Origin of the sequence: Pararhodobacter sp. (assembly GCF_034676545.1) — a bacterium.
Taxonomy (GTDB): domain Bacteria; phylum Pseudomonadota; class Alphaproteobacteria; order Rhodobacterales; family Rhodobacteraceae; genus Pararhodobacter.
Map to the genome: position 1 here is coordinate 3172745 of NZ_JAUCBZ010000015.1, position 16379 is coordinate 3189123.

General features: G+C 62.6%; 15 protein-coding genes and 1 pseudogene. 7 read left to right on the forward strand and 9 right to left on the reverse strand.

Going from position 1 to position 16379, the window contains the following annotated elements:
- Positions 1–4: 4 nt before the first annotated feature.
- Both ade and VDQ28_RS19020 read right to left on the reverse strand, forming a co-directional pair.
- Positions 5–1701: pseudogene (gene ade, locus VDQ28_RS19015) on the reverse strand (adenine deaminase).
- Entirely contained in the window at positions 1688–2569 is an 882-nt protein-coding gene (locus VDQ28_RS19020; protein ID WP_323037421.1) for an NAD(P)-dependent oxidoreductase, read from the reverse strand. Before VDQ28_RS19020 ends, ade begins: the two are co-directional and overlap by 14 nt.
- A 101-nt stretch (positions 2570–2670) precedes the next feature.
- Here VDQ28_RS19020 and VDQ28_RS19025 point away from each other — a divergent pair, with 101 nt between their 5' ends.
- The 3 genes from VDQ28_RS19025 to metA are packed head-to-tail and all read left to right on the forward strand — an operon-like array spanning position 2671 to position 7047.
- On the forward strand, positions 2671–5160 hold the full coding sequence (locus VDQ28_RS19025; RefSeq protein ID WP_323037422.1) for a penicillin acylase family protein: 2490 nt from the start codon (positions 2671–2673) through the stop codon (positions 5158–5160).
- A gap of 43 nt (positions 5161–5203) precedes the next feature.
- Positions 5204–6076 (forward strand): ATPase, encoded by an 873-nt coding sequence (locus VDQ28_RS19030; RefSeq protein ID WP_323037423.1) that lies wholly within the window; start codon positions 5204–5206, stop codon positions 6074–6076.
- A 41-nt stretch (positions 6077–6117) separates the two neighbouring features.
- On the forward strand, positions 6118–7047 hold the full coding sequence (gene metA / locus VDQ28_RS19035) for a homoserine O-acetyltransferase MetA (protein ID WP_323037424.1): 930 nt from the start codon (positions 6118–6120) through the stop codon (positions 7045–7047).
- Positions 7048–7056: 9 nt separating this feature from the next.
- On the opposite strand, the gene VDQ28_RS19040 is transcribed toward metA, so the two are convergent.
- Positions 7057–9846 carry a glutamine-synthetase adenylyltransferase gene (locus tag VDQ28_RS19040; RefSeq protein ID WP_323037425.1) on the reverse strand — a complete coding sequence of 930 codons (2790 nt, stop codon included), beginning with the start codon at positions 9844–9846 and terminating at the stop codon, positions 7057–7059.
- A 138-nt stretch (positions 9847–9984) separates the two neighbouring features.
- Here VDQ28_RS19040 and VDQ28_RS19045 point away from each other — a divergent pair, with 138 nt between their 5' ends.
- From VDQ28_RS19045 to VDQ28_RS19060, 4 genes are all read left to right on the forward strand, one after another.
- Entirely contained in the window at positions 9985–11205 is a 1221-nt protein-coding gene (locus VDQ28_RS19045; protein WP_323037426.1) for a serine hydrolase, read from the forward strand.
- Positions 11202–11444 (forward strand): CDGSH iron-sulfur domain-containing protein, encoded by a 243-nt coding sequence (locus VDQ28_RS19050; RefSeq protein WP_323037427.1) that lies wholly within the window; start codon positions 11202–11204, stop codon positions 11442–11444. The genes VDQ28_RS19045 and VDQ28_RS19050 overlap by 4 nt, the downstream gene beginning before the upstream one ends.
- Positions 11445–11453: 9 nt before the next feature.
- Positions 11454–11837, forward strand: a complete 384-nt coding sequence (locus VDQ28_RS19055) for a DUF2237 domain-containing protein (RefSeq protein WP_323037428.1) — start codon at positions 11454–11456, stop codon at positions 11835–11837.
- Positions 11838–11899: 62 nt separating this feature from the next.
- Positions 11900–12295, forward strand: a complete 396-nt coding sequence (locus tag VDQ28_RS19060; protein WP_323037429.1) for a group III truncated hemoglobin — start codon at positions 11900–11902, stop codon at positions 12293–12295.
- A gap of 177 nt (positions 12296–12472) precedes the next feature.
- Here the strand turns inward: VDQ28_RS19060 and VDQ28_RS19065 are convergent, their stop codons facing one another.
- From VDQ28_RS19065 to ihfB, 6 genes are all read right to left on the reverse strand, one after another.
- Positions 12473–12793 (reverse strand): hypothetical protein, encoded by a 321-nt coding sequence (locus tag VDQ28_RS19065; protein ID WP_323037430.1) that lies wholly within the window; start codon positions 12791–12793, stop codon positions 12473–12475.
- Between the two features lie 373 nt (positions 12794–13166).
- A complete protein-coding gene (gene trpB, locus VDQ28_RS19070) occupies positions 13167–14399 on the reverse strand; it encodes a tryptophan synthase subunit beta (protein WP_323037431.1) in 1233 nt (410 codons plus the stop codon).
- 13 nt (positions 14400–14412) lie between these two features.
- Complete coding sequence (locus tag VDQ28_RS19075) at positions 14413–14862, reverse strand: GNAT family N-acetyltransferase (protein ID WP_323037432.1); 450 nt, start codon at positions 14860–14862, stop codon at positions 14413–14415.
- A complete protein-coding gene (locus tag VDQ28_RS19080; RefSeq protein WP_323037433.1) occupies positions 14859–15506 on the reverse strand; it encodes a phosphoribosylanthranilate isomerase in 648 nt (215 codons plus the stop codon). Before VDQ28_RS19080 ends, VDQ28_RS19075 begins: the two co-directional genes overlap by 4 nt.
- Entirely contained in the window at positions 15503–15874 is a 372-nt protein-coding gene (locus VDQ28_RS19085) for a LapA family protein (RefSeq protein ID WP_323037434.1), read from the reverse strand. Before VDQ28_RS19085 ends, VDQ28_RS19080 begins: the two co-directional genes overlap by 4 nt.
- A 9-nt stretch (positions 15875–15883) precedes the next feature.
- Complete coding sequence (ihfB, locus tag VDQ28_RS19090) at positions 15884–16171, reverse strand: integration host factor subunit beta (protein ID WP_323037435.1); 288 nt, start codon at positions 16169–16171, stop codon at positions 15884–15886.
- Positions 16172–16379 lie beyond the last annotated feature (208 nt).

The following is a 16379-nucleotide window of genomic DNA, read 5'->3' on the forward strand; positions in this document are numbered from 1 at the left end:
GGGTTCAGGGCATGACTTCGAACCTGTCCACATCGACCATGCCAAGATCGGTGATTTTCAGATGCGGGATCACCGGAAGCGCCAGAAACGCCAGTTGCAAGAAGGGTTCCTCGAGGGTGACGCCCAGCGACCTGGCCGCGGCGCGCAGGTCAACCAAGGCGTCGCGCACGGTCTCGAAGGGTTCCAGCGACATGAGCCCCGCCACAGGGAGGGCCAGTTCGGCCAGGACCTTGCCGCCCTGCACCACGACGAACCCGCCTTCGATTTCGCCCAGGTGTTGAGCGGCCAGCGCCATGTCGGCGTAATCCATGCCGACCACGGCGATATTGTGGTGGTCGTGGCAGACGGTGGAGGCGATCGCGCCGGATTTGATCTGGAACCCACGCACGAAGCCGTTGGCAATATTGCCGTTCTTGCCGTGGCGCTCGATCACCGTGATGCGGGCGAGATCCCGCGCCGGGTCGGGGCGTTTGTCGCCATCGGTCGCCGGAATGGAGTCGCGCAGGTGCTCGGTCAGGATCTTGCCGGGCCAGATGCCGATCACCGAGGTATCAGCGTTGTTCCCGGCGTAGCGGAAGCTGGCGGCGGTCAGGGGGGGGGGACGTGAACCGAAGCGCGCGCGACAGCGTCGATTTTATTGCGGGCGTCAAAGGCTGCATCATTCGCCAGAACGCCGCCGCAGAACACCATTTCAGCCCGGCACTCGGTTGGATTGTCCAGCACCACGATATCCGCGCGTTTGCCCGGTGCGATCTGGCCACGGTCCTTGAGGCCAAACGCCTCGGCCGCGGACAGGGACGCAGCACGGTAGACCGACAGCGGGTCGCGGCCTTTTTCGATCAGGCGGCGAATCATGTAGTCCAGATGCCCGTGTTCGGCGATATCCAGCGGGTTGCGATCATCGGTGCACAGGCACAGATAGGCCGAGGTCGTGGGGGTCAGAACCTCGGCCAGCGCCTCGAGGTCTTTGGACACCGAGCCTTCACGGATCAGCACCCGCATGCCTTTTTGCAGCTTTTCCGTGGCCTCGGCGGCGCTGGTTGCCTCGTGTTCGGTGCGGATTCCGGCGCTGATATAGGCGTTCAGATCGCGGCCCGACAGCAAGGGGGCATGGCCGTCGATATGCCGCCCCTCGAAGGCGCGCAGCTTGTCCATGCAGCCCGGATCGCGGTGGATCACGCCGGGGTAGTTCATGAATTCGGCCAGCCCGATGACGCGTGGATGATCGGCCAGAGGGGCCAGATCGGCGGCGCTGAGGGTGGCACCTGCGGTTTCCATATGCGTCGAGGGCACGCAGGAGGACAGGTTCACGCGGATATCCATGACGGTGCGGGTGCTGGCGTCGAGGAAATAGCGGATGCCCGCAAGCCCGGCGACATTGGCGATCTCATGCGGGTCGCAGATCGCTGTGGTCACGCCGCGAGGCGCGACGCAGCGGTCAAATTCGAAGGGCGTGATGCAGGAGGATTCGATGTGCAGATGGGTGTCGATGAAGCCCGGCACCAGCAGTTTGCCGGTGACATCTATTTCGTGTTTTCCCGAATAATCGGCGCCGATCCCGACGATCCGGTCGCCACAAATTGCCACGTCGCCGGGGATTTTCGCGCCGGTGACCATGCACCAGACCGTGCCGCCCTTGAGGACCAGATCGGCCGGTTCATCCCCCCGGCCTTGTGCAATGCGCGCCTCAAGCATCGCCATCCACCCGGCGCAAACGCTGGATCAGCGACGAGGTATCCCAGCGCCCGCCGCCCATGTTCTGCACGTCCTTGTAAAACTGGTCGATCAGCGCCGTGATCGGCAGGGGCGCGCCGATTTCATCGGCGGTTTGCAGGCAGATCGCCAGATCCTTGCGCATCCAGTCCACCGCAAAGCCATGGTCGAACTTGCCGTCGAGCATCGTGGCGTGGCGGTTGACCATTTGCCACGAGCCCGCCGCACCGCCTTGGATAACCTCGACCACGGCCTTGCCATCCATCCCGGCCTTTTCGCCAAAGCGCAGCGCCTCGGACAGGCCCTGCACCAGACCCGCGATGCAAATCTGGTTCATCATCTTGGCAATCTGGCCCGCGCCGACCTCGCCCAGACGTTTGCAGATCTTGGCATAGGCATCGACCACCGGGGCGGCGCGGTCGTAATCTTCCGCATCGCCGCCGCACATCACCGACAACATGCCGTTCTCGGCCCCGGCCTGCCCGCCGGAAACGGGGGCATCGACGAACCCGATTCCCGCCGCCAAAGCCTCAGCGGCCAGGTCGCGGGTAATTTTGGCGGAAACCGTGGTGTGATCGACGAACACGGACCCCTTGGTCATGCCTGCGAAGGCCCCATCCGCGCCCCGGCACACCGAGGCCAGATCGTCATCATTGCCCACACAGGCCATCACGAATTCGGCACCCATTGCCGCCGCGCTCGGGGTTTGCGCGGCCGCGCCACCATGCTCGGCGGTCCATCTTTGCGCCTTGGCGAAGGTGCGGTTGTAGACCGTGACCTCATGCCCTGCCTTTGCAAGATGGCCCGCCATGGGATAGCCCATCACTCCAAGCCCCAAAAACGCCACCTTGGCCATGCTTCGCCCCTTTTGCTGTCGATGGTTTGAATTGCGCTCGCGCGCGACAGCCCATAGGAAACGAAGCACGTTCCAAGGTCAACATGACGAGGCCAATCCTGATGGTTACTCTGCTCCGCTGGTTGCTGCGAATTGCCACCGCCTCGGTGGTCCTGACGCTGGCGACGGTGGCGGGCGTCTATTATTTCGTGTCGCGCTCGGTGCCGGATTACGATCACACATGGCGGGTGCGCGGAATTTCGGACACCGTCGAGATCGCCCGCAACACCCATGCGGTGCCGCATATCTTTGGCCAGTCGGATGCGGATGTGTTCTTTGGCCTTGGCTTTGCCCATGCGCAGGACCGGTTGTGGCAGATGACCTTCATGCGCCGCGCCATTCAGGGCCGCCTGAGCGAAGTGTTCGGTGAACGCACCCTGCGTACCGATGAATTGATGCGCCGGCTTGACCTCTATGACCTCGCGCAACGGTCGGTTTCCGCGCAGGATGATGACACGATGGCCGCGCTGGAAGCCTATGCGCGCGGGGTGAACGCCTGGATCAATCAGGTCAATGACAGCGCCCTTGGCCGTGGTGCGCCCGAGTATTTCCTGTTCCCCGGAGAGGTTGGCCTGTGGCAGCCCGCCGATTCCATCGCGTTGATCAAGCTGATGGCCGTACAAATGGCCGGACATCTGGAAAACGAGGTGCAACGTGCGCGCTTGTCGGCGCTGTTGGGCGCGGAACGCACGAATGACTTGATGCCGATCGACACCAGTGAGGGCCTGAGCGCGCTGCCCGATTTCGCCAGCCTCTTTCCCGGCTTGACCGAGACGCAACTGGCCACCGCGTATCAGATGCCCGGCGACCTGCCCGGCGGGGATTTCTCGCCGTTCAACGCCTTCGAAATGGCAGGGGCGTCGAATGCCTGGGCGGCGGGGCCGTTGCGCTCGGCAAATGGTGGGACATTGCTGGCCAATGACCCGCATTTGGGCTTCACGGCTCCGGCGATCTGGTATCTGGCCCGCCTGAACCTGAGCACGGGTGCCGTGACGGGTGGCACGATTCCCGGCATCCCGGCGATCCTGGTCGGGCGATCCGAAAGCCTGGCCTGGGCGCTGACCTCGTCTTACCTGGATGATCAGGACGTGTTCCTTGAGGAACTCGACAGCGAAAACAACCAACGGTATCGCACGCCGACCGGCTGGGCCGAGTTCGAGACCCGGCGCTCGATCATTCAAGTCGCCGATTCCGATCCGGTGACAATCACCCTGCGCTGGTCCGAGAATGGTCCGATCCTGCCCGGTAGCCATTATTCCCTGGGCTCGGTGACGCCGCCCGGCCATGTCGCCGCGCTGTCCTGGACGGCCTTGTCCGCGTCTGACACCTCGATGACCGCCGCCATCGGTCTGATGCGCGCGCATTCGGTGGATCAGGCGCTGGCCGCCGCCGAAGCCTTTGTCGCGCCGTCGCAAAACCTGATGGTGATCGACCACGCGCATATCGCGATGCAGGTCATGGGCCAGATGCCACGCCGCGACAGCGCCCATCCGACCCAAGGCCGGATGCCGGCCCCCGGTTATGACCCCGATGCGCGCTGGCAGGGGATGCTGCCCTATTCCTCGAATCCGCGGTTCATTGATCCGCAAACCGGGCTGCTGGGCAACACCAACAACAAACCCCTCAACCGCCCGTTCCCGCTGCATGTCAGCTTTGACTGGGGCGACCGGGTGCGCATTCAGCGCTGGGTACGCCTGATGCGCCAGCGCAGCGTCCACACGCGCGAGAGCTTCATCGAGGCACAACTCGACACCGTCAGCCAGGCCGCGCGCACGCTGTTGCCGCTGGTCGGTGCCGAATTGTGGTTCCAGGACGAACCCGCCACCCCCGGCAGCGTCGAGGCGCAGCGCCAGATCGCGTTGCAACTGCTGGCCGACTGGAACGGCGAGATGAACGAGCACCTGCCCGAGCCGCTGATCTATGCGGCGTGGATGCGCGACCTGCAATTTCGCCTGATCCGGGATGAGTTGGGGCCACAGGTGGATATGTTCACGCACATGCAACCCGCCTTCATCGAGCGGGTGTTCCTGAACACCGATGGCGCCTCGCAATGGTGCGATGTCATCCAGTCGGCGGTGATCGAGACCTGCGTCGATATTGCGCGCACCGCGCTGGATGAGGCCATCGCGCAGCTGACGCGCAGCTTTGGCCCGGCGATTGAAAGCTGGCGCTGGGGCGAGGCGCATCAGGCGACCCATGATCACCCGGTTTTGGGCGACGTCGCGATTCTGCGATTGTTCGTGAACATCCGCCAATCGACCAGCGGCGGCGACAACACGCTGATGCGTGGCCTGACGCGCGGCGGCCCTCCGGGCGCGGCGGAACCGTTTCTTAACGTTCATGGCGCAGGATACCGTGGGGTCTATGATATGGCAGACCCGGAATCGAGCGTGTTCATCATCTCGACGGGGCAATCGGGCCACCCGTTGAGCCGCCATTATGATGATCTGGGCGTTCTCTGGCGACGCGGAGAGTATATCCCGATGACTCTGGACCCGGACCTCGCCCGCGCGGGAGGCGTTGGAATCACACGCCTTGAACCCCGCCCCTGAGCAGCGCATATTCAAGCGAACGACGAAAAGTGCGAGTACCGCGATGATTTATGAAACCGCCGCTGAATGGATGAGTGCGCCGCAGAAAAGCGTGCTGTTGTTTGGCATGTCCGGCCTTGGCAAGACGCGCACCTCCTCGCTGTTGCGCGAAAAGGGGTGGTTTCACTATTCCGTCGATTACCGCATCGGCACCCGTTACATGGGCGAGGCGATTGCCGACAATTTCAAACGCGAGGCGATGAAAGTCCCCTTGCTGCGCGATCTGTTGCTGTCGGATTCGGTGTGCATTTCGTCCAACATCACCTTTGACAACCTGTCGCCATTGTCGACCTATCTGGGCAAGCCGGGCGATCCGGCCAAGGGCGGGCTGCCGATCGAGGAATATCGCCACCGCCAGGCCCAGCACCGCGAGGCCGAGATTGCCGCCCTGCTGGACACGCCGCGGTTCATCGACCGTGCGCGTGAACTTTATGGCTACAAGAACTTCGTGTGCGACACCAGCGGCTCGATCTGCGAGGTGGTGAACCCCGATTACCCGGTCGATCCGGTGCTCAGCGTCCTGTCGCGCCATGTGTTGCTGGTCTGGATCGAAGGCTCCGAGGATCACACAGCCGAGTTGGTGCGCCGCTTTGATCGCGCGCCCAAGCCCATGTATTATCGTCCGGAATTCTTGTTGGATGCGTGGAACACCTATCTCGCGGAAAGTGGCCGAATGCCAGGAGCCGTCGATCCTGATGCCTTTGTGCGCTGGACCTATGCCCGCGCCTTGGCCCACCGCCAACCGCGCTATGCGTCAATGGCGGCCAATTGGGGGATGAAAGTGTCGGCCGATGATATGGCCCGCGTTCACACCCCGGAAGATTTCAACGCACTGATTGCCGATGGTCTGACCCGGCGCGCCGAAGCGGCGGCCTGACCCCCGCAAACGGCCAGTGACGGATCTGTCAAGGACGACCCATGCCCATCACGCTTCCTGCGAACCTGCCTGCTTTTGACGTTCTCTCCCGCGAAGGGGTGAACGTGATGGCCGATACCCGCGCCGCCGTGCAGGATATCCGGCCGCTGAAAATCGGGCTGCTGAACCTGATGCCCAAGAAGATCCAGACCGAGAACCAGTTCGCGCGGTTAATCGGCGCCACGCCGCTGCAAATCGATTTCCGGCTGATCCGCATGAGCGAGCACCAGACCCGCAACACCGCCGCCGAACATATGGCCGAGTTTTATCGCCCCTTCCAAGAGGTCAAGGACGAGAAATTCGACGGGTTGATCATCACCGGCGCCCCTATCGAGCATCTGCCCTTCGACGAAGTGACCTATTGGGACGAAATGCGCGAGGTCTTTGACTGGACGCAAACCCATGTGCAATCGACGCTGGGCGTCTGTTGGGGCGGCATGGCGATGATGCACCACTTCCACGGGCTGCCCAAACACATCCTTGATCACAAGGCGTTCGGCTGTTTCCGGCATCAGAACCTGAGCCCGGCCTCACCCTATCTGCGGGGGTTCTCGGATGATGTCCTGATCCCGGTCAGCCGCTGGACCGAAATGCGCCAGGCCGAGGTTGACGCGGCAGACGGGCTGGTCACCTTGCTGGGCTCCGCCGATGTGGGGCCATGTCTGGTCGAAGACGCCGCCCACCGCGCGCTCTATATCTTCAACCATTTCGAGTATGACTCGGGCACGCTGAAGGAAGAATATGACCGCGACGCCGAAGCGGGCAAAGCCATCACCGTGCCGGTCAATTACTATCCGGACGATGATCCGAAACGCAAGCCGACCAACCGCTGGCGCAGCCACGCGCATCTGCTCTATGGCAACTGGATCAACGAGATTTACCAATCCACGCCCTTCGACGCCTCGTTGATCGGGACCGGCAGCACAGGATAATCGCGGACCTCAGGGCGCGGCGGCGGGTGGCAAGACGGTATCAATCACCTGCGCCGCCGCCTGTGTCACCTGGTCCAGACGCGTGGCCAGCGCCGCCATGCTCTCCATGCCGGTCTCGCGCAGCACGAAGTTGCGTGCACCGTCCCCCATCGCGTCGGCGTCGGTCACGCGGTCGGCCAGCAAACGCTGCGCAATTTGCACCCGCCACAGCAAACGGTAGGCGGTCAGCAGAGTGGTTTCCTGCGCCGCATCAATCCGCCCGGCGCGGCGCCCGGAAAGGATCTGAGTCTCGGGCCGCCGGGTTGTCGCGGCGGTCTGCAAGGCAAACATTTGCCCAATCAACTCAATGTCTTGCAAGCGCCCCGCCCCGTCCTTGGCATCCAGCGCGCCCTGCCCCGGCTTGGCCGCCCGCAACCGCGCGCGCATGTCCGAGACATCCTGCGGAATGCTGTCGCCCTGCGACTTCTCGGCCAGCAGTTGCTGCCGGAAGGCGTCGATTTCCGCTACCAATTCAACGGCCCCGGCAATGGGTCTGGCACGGGTCAGCGCCAGATGTTCCCAGGTCCAGGCCTCGTCACGCTGATAGGTGCTGAACGCTTCCAGCGAGGTCGCCACCGGCCCCTGCCGCCCTGAGGGGCGCAACCGCATATCAACCTCATAGAGCCGCCCTTGTGACATCGGCGCCGACACCGCCGTCACCAAGGCCTGCGTGAGGCGCGCGAAATAGGGGCGCGCGGCCAAGGGGCGCGGGCCGTCGGATGACTCCTGGCCCGCGGCGTCATAGATCACGATCAGATCAAGGTCGGACCCGGCATTCAACCGCCCCGCCCCCAGCGATCCCATGCCCAGAACCGCGGCCCCACGACCGGGTGCTGGCCCATGTTTGCGGGCGAATTCCTCGACCACCAAAGGCCAGAGCCCCATCAAGACGACATCGGCCAGCTTGGCATATTGCGTCCCGGCCTCGAACCCGTCGATCAGCCCGCGCAAATGATGCACGCCAATGCGAAAATGCCATTCCTTGTGCCAGACCCGCGCCGCGTCCAGGCGGCTCTCATAGTCGTCCAGGGCCACCAGACGCGCATCGAGATCGGCGATCAACGCCCCCGGCGCGGGCCAGGCGGCGAAAAAGTCGCCGCCGATCACCGCATCGAACACCCCGGCGTTCCGGGCCAGATACTCGCCAAGGACCGGTGCCGTGGTCAGAATGTCGATCAAAAGATCAACCAGCGTCGGGTTGGCCTCGAACAGGGAAAACACCTGCACGCCTGCCGGAAGCCCCGACAGGAACCGATCAAAGGCCACGATGGCATCATCCGGCAACGGGGCCGCCAACAACCGCGACAACAGATCCGGTTGAAAACGCGTGAAAATATCCTGCGCCCGCTGCGATCGCAAAGACGGATAGGCGCGCCAGCCCCTGACAATGCTGCGTTGCTGGTCGCTCAGGGTGGGCATGGCAATCGCATCCGAGGGGGCGAAGAAATCCTCGGTCAATCCGGCCACCGCGTTCAGGCGGTCCAGCAGATCGCGCCGCCAGATTTCCGTGTCGCCCTCGCCCATGAAGCGCGCCAGCCGGTCGAACCCCTCTGGCGAGGTCGGCAGCAACTGCGTTTGCGCGTCGTTGATCATCTGCAACCGGTGCTCGACCTCGCGGTGCGCGCGGTAATGTTCGGTCAGGGTTTTCGCCGTGCTGTCGGGCACCCAATCCTTTTGCGCCAAGGCGGCCAATCCGCCCACGGTGTCACGGTGGCGCAAGTCCGGGTCGCGCCCGCCCGAGATCAATTGCCGAGTCTGGGTGAAAAATTCGATCTCGCGAATGCCACCGCGCCCCAGCTTCATGTTGTGTCCCTCCAGCACCAAGGCGCCGCCCAAACCCTTGTGCTCGCGAATGCGCAGCCGCATGTCATGCGCGTCCTGAATGGCCGCGTAATCCAGATGCCGCCGCCACACGAAAGGCCGCAACGTGTCAAGGAATTGCGCGCCCGCCACCAGATCACCGGCACAGGGGCGCGCCTTGATCCAGACGGCGCGCTCCCATGTCCGGCCAAGGCTTTCATAGTAGCGCTCGGCGGCGTCCATCGACATGCAGACCGGCGTCACCGAGGCATCGGGGCGCAGCCGCAGATCGGTGCGAAACACATACCCCTCTCCGGTGTGGTCGTTCAGCATCGCAGCGGCTTTGCGGGTTGCACGGATGAAGGATTGTCGTGCGTCGTGGCGTTCATCGTCGTCGAATTGCGTTTCGTCGAACAGGCAGATCAGGTCGATGTCCGAGGAATAATTCAGCTCATGCGCGCCCATCTTGCCCATGGCAAAGGCCACCATGCCCGCGCCGGTTTCCTCGTCGCCGGGCTGCGCGCCGGGCAGCTTTCCACGGCGGATTTCCTCGGCCAGATGGGTGGCCAGCGCGCGCTGCACGGCGGTGTCGGCCAGCCGGGTCAGCGCGGCGGTGACGGTTTCCAGCGGCCAGACGCCGCCAAGATCGGCCAGCGCGGCCAGCAGCGCAATCCGGCGTTTCGCGCGCCGCAGCGCAGAGCCGGTTACGGCGGGCGTATCGGGCACCAACGAGTCCAGCTCGGCGTCGAGCGCGGCTTCGGGCGACTGCGCCAGAGCCTCGCGCAGCCAAGGCTCTTCGCGCTCCATGATCCCCTTCAGAAACGGGCTGCACCCGGCCGTTCCCGCCAGAACCTCACGCAGTTCGGGCGCGAGATCGGCAAAACGAGCCTGCGAATCGGCACCCGCCTCCGGATCAAAGGCAAGAGGCGAGCGGGTGAGTCGGCGCGTGAAATCTGTCATGCGGCGATTGTCACACGCCCAGCGCAAAGGTCAACGCGATAGGACGCCGACCGCACGCCCTGACCACACGGCAGTCGCCAAATTCGCCACTTGCGTTTGCGCGAGGCCGTGACACACTGCGGCACGGAGGATTTTGACATGCGCAAATGGCTGAAACGACTTGGGTTTGTGGTGCTGGGGCTGGTGGTTCTTGTGGCTGCCGTGGCAATCTGGAAACGCGATGACCTGTCTCGGCTGATGGCGGTCAACAGCCTGTTTGCCGAGGACCGGATCGTTGGCAATTTCTCGTCGATGCGCAGCATGTTCCACAGTGTCGATATGGACGGCGGCGACCCGACGCCGCTGCCTGAGGGTGTGCCGCTGGCCCTGTCGGACGCGGCCCTGCCGCTCGACTTCGATACCTGGATTCAAGAGCGGCACATCACCGGCATGGTGGTTCTGAGCGGCGGTGCCATCGTGGCGGAAGGCTATTATCTGGGCACCGAGCAAGACGACCTGCGCGTGTCCTGGTCGGTTGCCAAAAGCGTCTTGTCACTGCTGGTCGGCCAGTTGCACGACGAGGGCGTGATCCCGGATCTGGATGCACAGGTCACGCAATTCGCCCCTGAGTTGCGGGGCTCGGCCTATGACGGGGCGACAATCCGCAATGTGTTGCGCATGGCCTCCGGCGTTGCCTTCAACGAGGATTATTTCGACTTCTGGTCCGATATCAACCGCATGGGTCGGGTTCTGGCGCTGGGCGGGTCGATGGATGGATTCGCGGCTGGACAATCGGCACGACGTGGCGCACCGGGGGCGGATTGGCAATATGTCTCGATCGACACGCATGTGTTGGGCATGGTGATCCGCGGTGCCACCGGGCGGTCCATCGCCGACCTGGTGCAGGAGCGTCTGTTCCGCCCTCTGGGTCTGGACCGTGATCCCTATTATATCACGGACGGCAGAGGCGTGGCCTTCGTGCTGGGCGGGCTGAACCTGACGACCCGCGACTATGCGCGGATCGGGCAATTGGTGGCCCAGAACGGCGAATGGCAAGGGCAGCAGATCGTCTCGGCGGACTGGATCGCGGAATCGACGGCGGCCAGCGCGCCGGGCGGGGTCGGCTATGGGTATCAATGGTGGCTGCCCGACGATGCCACCCCGGGCGAGGTCTATGCGCGCGGCGTATACGGTCAGTTCATCTGGATTGACCGCGCGCGCGACGTGGTGATCGCCGTCAACAGCGCCGACCGGGCATTCCGTGCCGAGGGCGTGCTGGACAGCAACATCGCCATGTTCCGCGCGATTGCACGTCTGGCCGAAAACACGCAAGACACGCCGCAAGTTCAACAACCTCAAGCAACGGAGCAAACCCCATGACTGACGCCCCGATCATCGCCCAGAAGGCCCCCTATGCGATCGAATGCGAAGCCGGAAAATCCTATTTCTGGTGCGCCTGCGGGAAATCGCAAAAACAGCCGTTCTGCGACGGCTCGCACAAGGGAAGCAGCTTTACACCGGTGAAATACGACGCGACGGAAAGCAAACGTGTGTTCTTTTGTGGCTGTAAACACTCGGCGAAATCCCCGCTCTGCGATGGATCTCACAAGACGCTGTAAGGAAACGCCATGCCTCCGAACCTCCAGCCAGAACCGTCGGTCAATGTCTTGGGCGAAGCGTTGCAAAGCTGCTCGACTGAGCCCATGACCGGGTTCTTTCGCAACGGCTGCTGTGACACCAACGCCGCGGATCATGGGGTGCACACGGTCTGCGCCATCATGACCGCCGAGTTTCTGGCGATGTCCAAATATCTGGGCAACGATCTGAGCACGCCACGCCCGGAATATGGCTTTGAAGGCCTGATGCCGGGCGATCAATGGTGCCTGTGCGCGGAACGGTTCCGGCAGGCCCATGATGAAGGCGCGGCACCTTTTGTACGGCTGGATGCGACGCATCGCAAAACGTTGGAAATCGTATCGCTTGAGGTCTTGCGCCAATATGCCGTAGATTAAGGGGCAAGGGCGCGGCAAAACGCCCACTTGCCTTTGCCCGATTTCGGACGAACTTTGCGCTTATGCTAGAACCTCGATTCCCCATCACCGCCGAACAGATCGACACAGTTGTGGCGGATTTTTACGCCAATATTCGCGTGCATCCGACGCTTGGTCCGGTGTTTGCCGCCCATGTCACCGATTGGCCCGAGCATGAGGCCAAGATCGCCCGGTTCTGGCGCAACGCGATCCTGTTCGAGCGGTCTTACAACGGCAACCCGATGGCGGCGCATCATGCGGCGGGCAACGTGCGCCCCGGCATGTTCGAACCGTGGCTGGCCTTGTTCGACACGGTTTTGCGTCGGAATTTGCCAGCGCAAACCGCAGCGTCTTGGTCCGCTCTTGTGCACAGGATCGGCTTTGCGCTGCGCTCGGGCCTGGTGGACAGTTCGACCAAGGGCCCACCGAGGCTGGTCTGACCGGTTTCGGTCACGCGGTCACCCCCTCACCTTGGCAAGGTCCCGGGGTGAAACCTGGGAAAGACAAGGCATGGAAAAACGGACCAAAGGAAACCCTTGGTCCGTCTTGGTCTTTACCGGCGGTTCAGGCGCAGCGGCTTTTTCGCAATGCCGCGCCGTGCCCGCTTTAAGTGTTGTTTAGTCCGTGCTCATCACGCCCTCATCACCCATGACGGTCTGGGCCTGCTCAGGGTTCATCGCGGTTTGGAACGCTGCCGAGCAGTCCAACGAGTCCTGGATCGACACGACGTTGTTGGAGGCGGAACGCTGGTTCTCGCCCGCGCTGATGTCAACCCGGCTTTCAAGGCAGGCGTGAAATTCAGCCGTCGAGGCTTCGATCAAGGCGTTTTGCTCGACGCGAATGTTCTGGCCGTGCGATTCTGCCAGAGCGCCAGTTGCAGGAACCAGTGACATGGAAGCGGCAACGACGGCGGCGGCGGTCATACGATTGAAGGTCATAGCGGGTAGTCCTCTCAGATATTCAACAGACACCAATTAGGTCTTCGATGTCGTGGAACGCGGTATTGCGTTCCTCTGATAAGACAACGGGAGGATTTCCGATTAGTTCCATTTAGGATGTATATTTTACGGTCGCCAATCGTCGGCGCGCCTTACAATGGCTGAATTAATCCTTCCATTTCAACACCTTGAAACGTTGTTCGAAAATGGCTTTCTTGCCAGCCCGAAACCCAGCCCAAACCACAATAACGCCACGCAAACCGGGCTTGCCCCTGAACGGTGACGTCTTGAACCGCGTTTTGTGGCACACCATGCGCCGCAATACAGTGATCGCGGCGACATGCGAAGGCCAGGTCCGGGACGCGAGATGCCCTCAGGTCTTGATGTCAAACCCGAGGTGCTTGGCGACGGTGAAGATATCCTTGTCGCCGCGTCCACACATGTTCATCACGATGATATGGTCGCGCGGCAGATCGGGCGCGATTTTCATCACATGGGCCAGGGCGTGGCTGGGCTCCAGCGCGGGAATGATCCCTTCCAGATGGCAGCTCAGTTGGAACGCCTCCAGCGCCTCCGAGTCGGTGATGCTGACATATTTGGCACGGCCAATATCATTGAGCCACGAATGCTCCGGCCCGATGCCCGGATAATCGAGGCCCGCCGAAATCGAGTGCCCTTCGAGGATCTGGCCATCGTCGTCTTGCAGCAAATAAGTGCGGTTGCCGTGCAGCACGCCGGGGCGACCGCCGGTCAGCGAGGCGCAATGCTCCATGCGTTCATCCACACCGCGCCCACCCGCCTCGACGCCGATGATGTTCACACTGGGATCGTCGAGGAACGGATAGAACAGCCCCATCGCATTCGAGCCGCCGCCAATCGCCGCGATGATGGTGTCAGGCAAACGCCCCTCGCCCTCTTGCTCGGCCAGTTGCCAGCGGGTTTCCTTGCCGATGATCGACTGAAAATCGCGCACCATTGCCGGATAGGGGTGCGGACCTGCCACCGTACCGATGCAATAAAACGTGTCGCGCACATTGGTCACCCAATCGCGCAGCGCGTCGTTCATCGCGTCTTTCAACGTGCCACGGCCTGAGGTCACCGGCACCACCTCGGCACCCAGCAGGCGCATGCGGAACACGTTGGGTGCCTGACGCTCCACGTCGGTGGCCCCCATGTAGACCACGCATTTCATCCCGAATTTGGCGCAGACCGTGGCAGTCGCTACGCCATGCTGCCCGGCGCCGGTTTCGGCGATGATCCGGGTCTTGCCCATGCGCCGCGCCAGGATGATCTGGCCCAGCACGTTGTTGATCTTGTGCGCGCCAGTGTGGTTCAACTCGTCGCGCTTGAGATAGATTTTCGCGCCGCCCAGATGCTCGGTCAGCCGGGCCGCGTGATACAATGGCGACGGACGGCCGACATAGTGCTTCCACAGGTCGTCCATCTCGGCCCAGAAACTGTCGTCGGTCTTGGCGAATTCGTATTGCGCCTCAAGATCGAGGATCAGCGGCATCAGCGTTTCAGACACGAAACGCCCGCCAAAAATGCCAAAGCGCCCGTTTTCGTCCGGACCGCTCTTGAAGGAATTGATCAGATCGTCGGGCATTTCGGCCTCCTTTTCAGTCCAGACTGCGTTTATAGCCAACATGCGACGCGGTAAAGCCAAGCGCTTCGTAAAACGCCTGCGCGCGGTCACGGGTCTTGTTGGTGGTCAGTTGCAACAACCCGCAGCCCGCCACACGCGCGCGAACCTCGGCATCGGCAAAGAGCGCCGCGCCCAGCCCCTGCCCGCGATAGGGTTGGGCAATGCGCACCGCCTCGATCTGGGCGCGACGCGTCGCATTCAGCGACAGGCCGGACAGGAACGACAGTTGATAGGTGCCGACGATCTGCCCGGCGACGTCCGCAACGATCAGATGGTTGTCGGTCTCGGCCTGCATCGCGTCGAAAGCCGCGAAATAGCGCTCCATGTCATCCGATTCGCGCCCTGCCCCCAAAATATCATCCCGCAACAAGGCGGCAATCGCGGGAACCTCGTCACGCGTTGCGGCGCGAAAGAGTGCGGTCATGATGTTGCGGCGGTCACGAAGGCGCGGATCAGGTCCGGATCCTTGACGCCCGGCGCGCTTTCAACACCCGAGGAAACATCAACCTGCGACGCGCCCGTCAAGGCGACCGCCTCGGCGACATTCCCCGGCGTCAAGCCCCCCGCCAGCATCCACGGCACCGGCCAGCGACGCCCAGCGATCACGCGCCAGTCAAAGGTCAGCCCGTTGCCGCCCGGCAGCACCGCGTCCTTGGGCGGTTTGGCATCGACCAACAACATATCGGCGACCCGGCCATACTCGGCCAGGGCGGGCAAATCCTCGGCACCGGCGACACCAACCGCCTTGATCAGCGGCAAGCCGTAGCGGGCGCGCAAATCCGCCAGACGTTCGGGGGTTTCCTTGCCGTGAAGCTGCAATATGTCTAACGGAACTTCGGCCAGAACCGCGTCAAACAACGCATCATCGGCGTTCACGAACAGCCCGACACGCGCCAGACCGACCGGAGCCGCCAAGGCGATGGCGCGGGCCTGTTCGGGGCTGACCGCGCGCGGGGATTTCGCGAAAAACACCAAGCCGGCATAGGCCGCGCCAGCATCGGCCACGACCTGCATGTCCTGCGGCTTGGTGAGGCCGCAGATCTTCACGCGCACGGGCTTTTGCGTCATCGCGGAGAATCCGCCTCGTCGAGGATCGCCAGAACTTGATCCTTGGGCTTTTCTGGCTTTGTGACCGCTGTCGTTGGGGTGGTTGTCGTTGCGGCACGCAATTGCGCAACCTCACGGCGCAGTGCCGCCGTCTCGACACGTTGGCCGTGCTCGCGCAGCCATTCCCAGATCAGGCCGATAACCAGACCGAGACCTGCCGCGCCACCGACTATGACGAACAACGGCAGCGTCACCGAGTACCCAAACCCGAGAAACGCGCTCATCGTGTCTGGCCAGACCGCCAAGGTCACCGACCCACGATTGGCCAGGGCCAACATGACGCAAAGCAACAGGATGACGGCCAAAAAAGCGTAGTGGATGTATTTCATAACGTCAGATCAAGGTTCCAAGCCGTTCAACCGATCACGCAGCAACTTGCCGGTTTTGAAGAACGGGACACATTTTTCTTCGACTTCGACGGTTTCGCCGGTTCGAGGGTTCCGCCCGGTTCTGGCATCCCGGCTCTTGATCGAGAATGCGCCAAAACCGCGCAACTCCACGCGCTCACCGCGAGAGAGCGCCTCGATGATCTCTTCGAAGAACGTATTGACGATACGCTCAACGTCACGCTGGTAGAGATGCGGATTGTCTTCGGCAAGTTTTTGGATCAGTTCCGATCGGATCATGACCTCCCCCCCAGGTGGCACAGTTGTGGAAAGAAGCGCCTTCTGTGGGCGCTGATGTTATGGTTTGACTATAGGCCTTCTTTTCCGGCGCACAATAAAAACCGCACGATTCTGAATGTTTGCGGGCACATGGCCGCTATTCGCGCGGGTGATTGGCGGGCTTTTCGCGCAAGACGTGTCACAAATCTGACATCCGCCCGTCGGACCC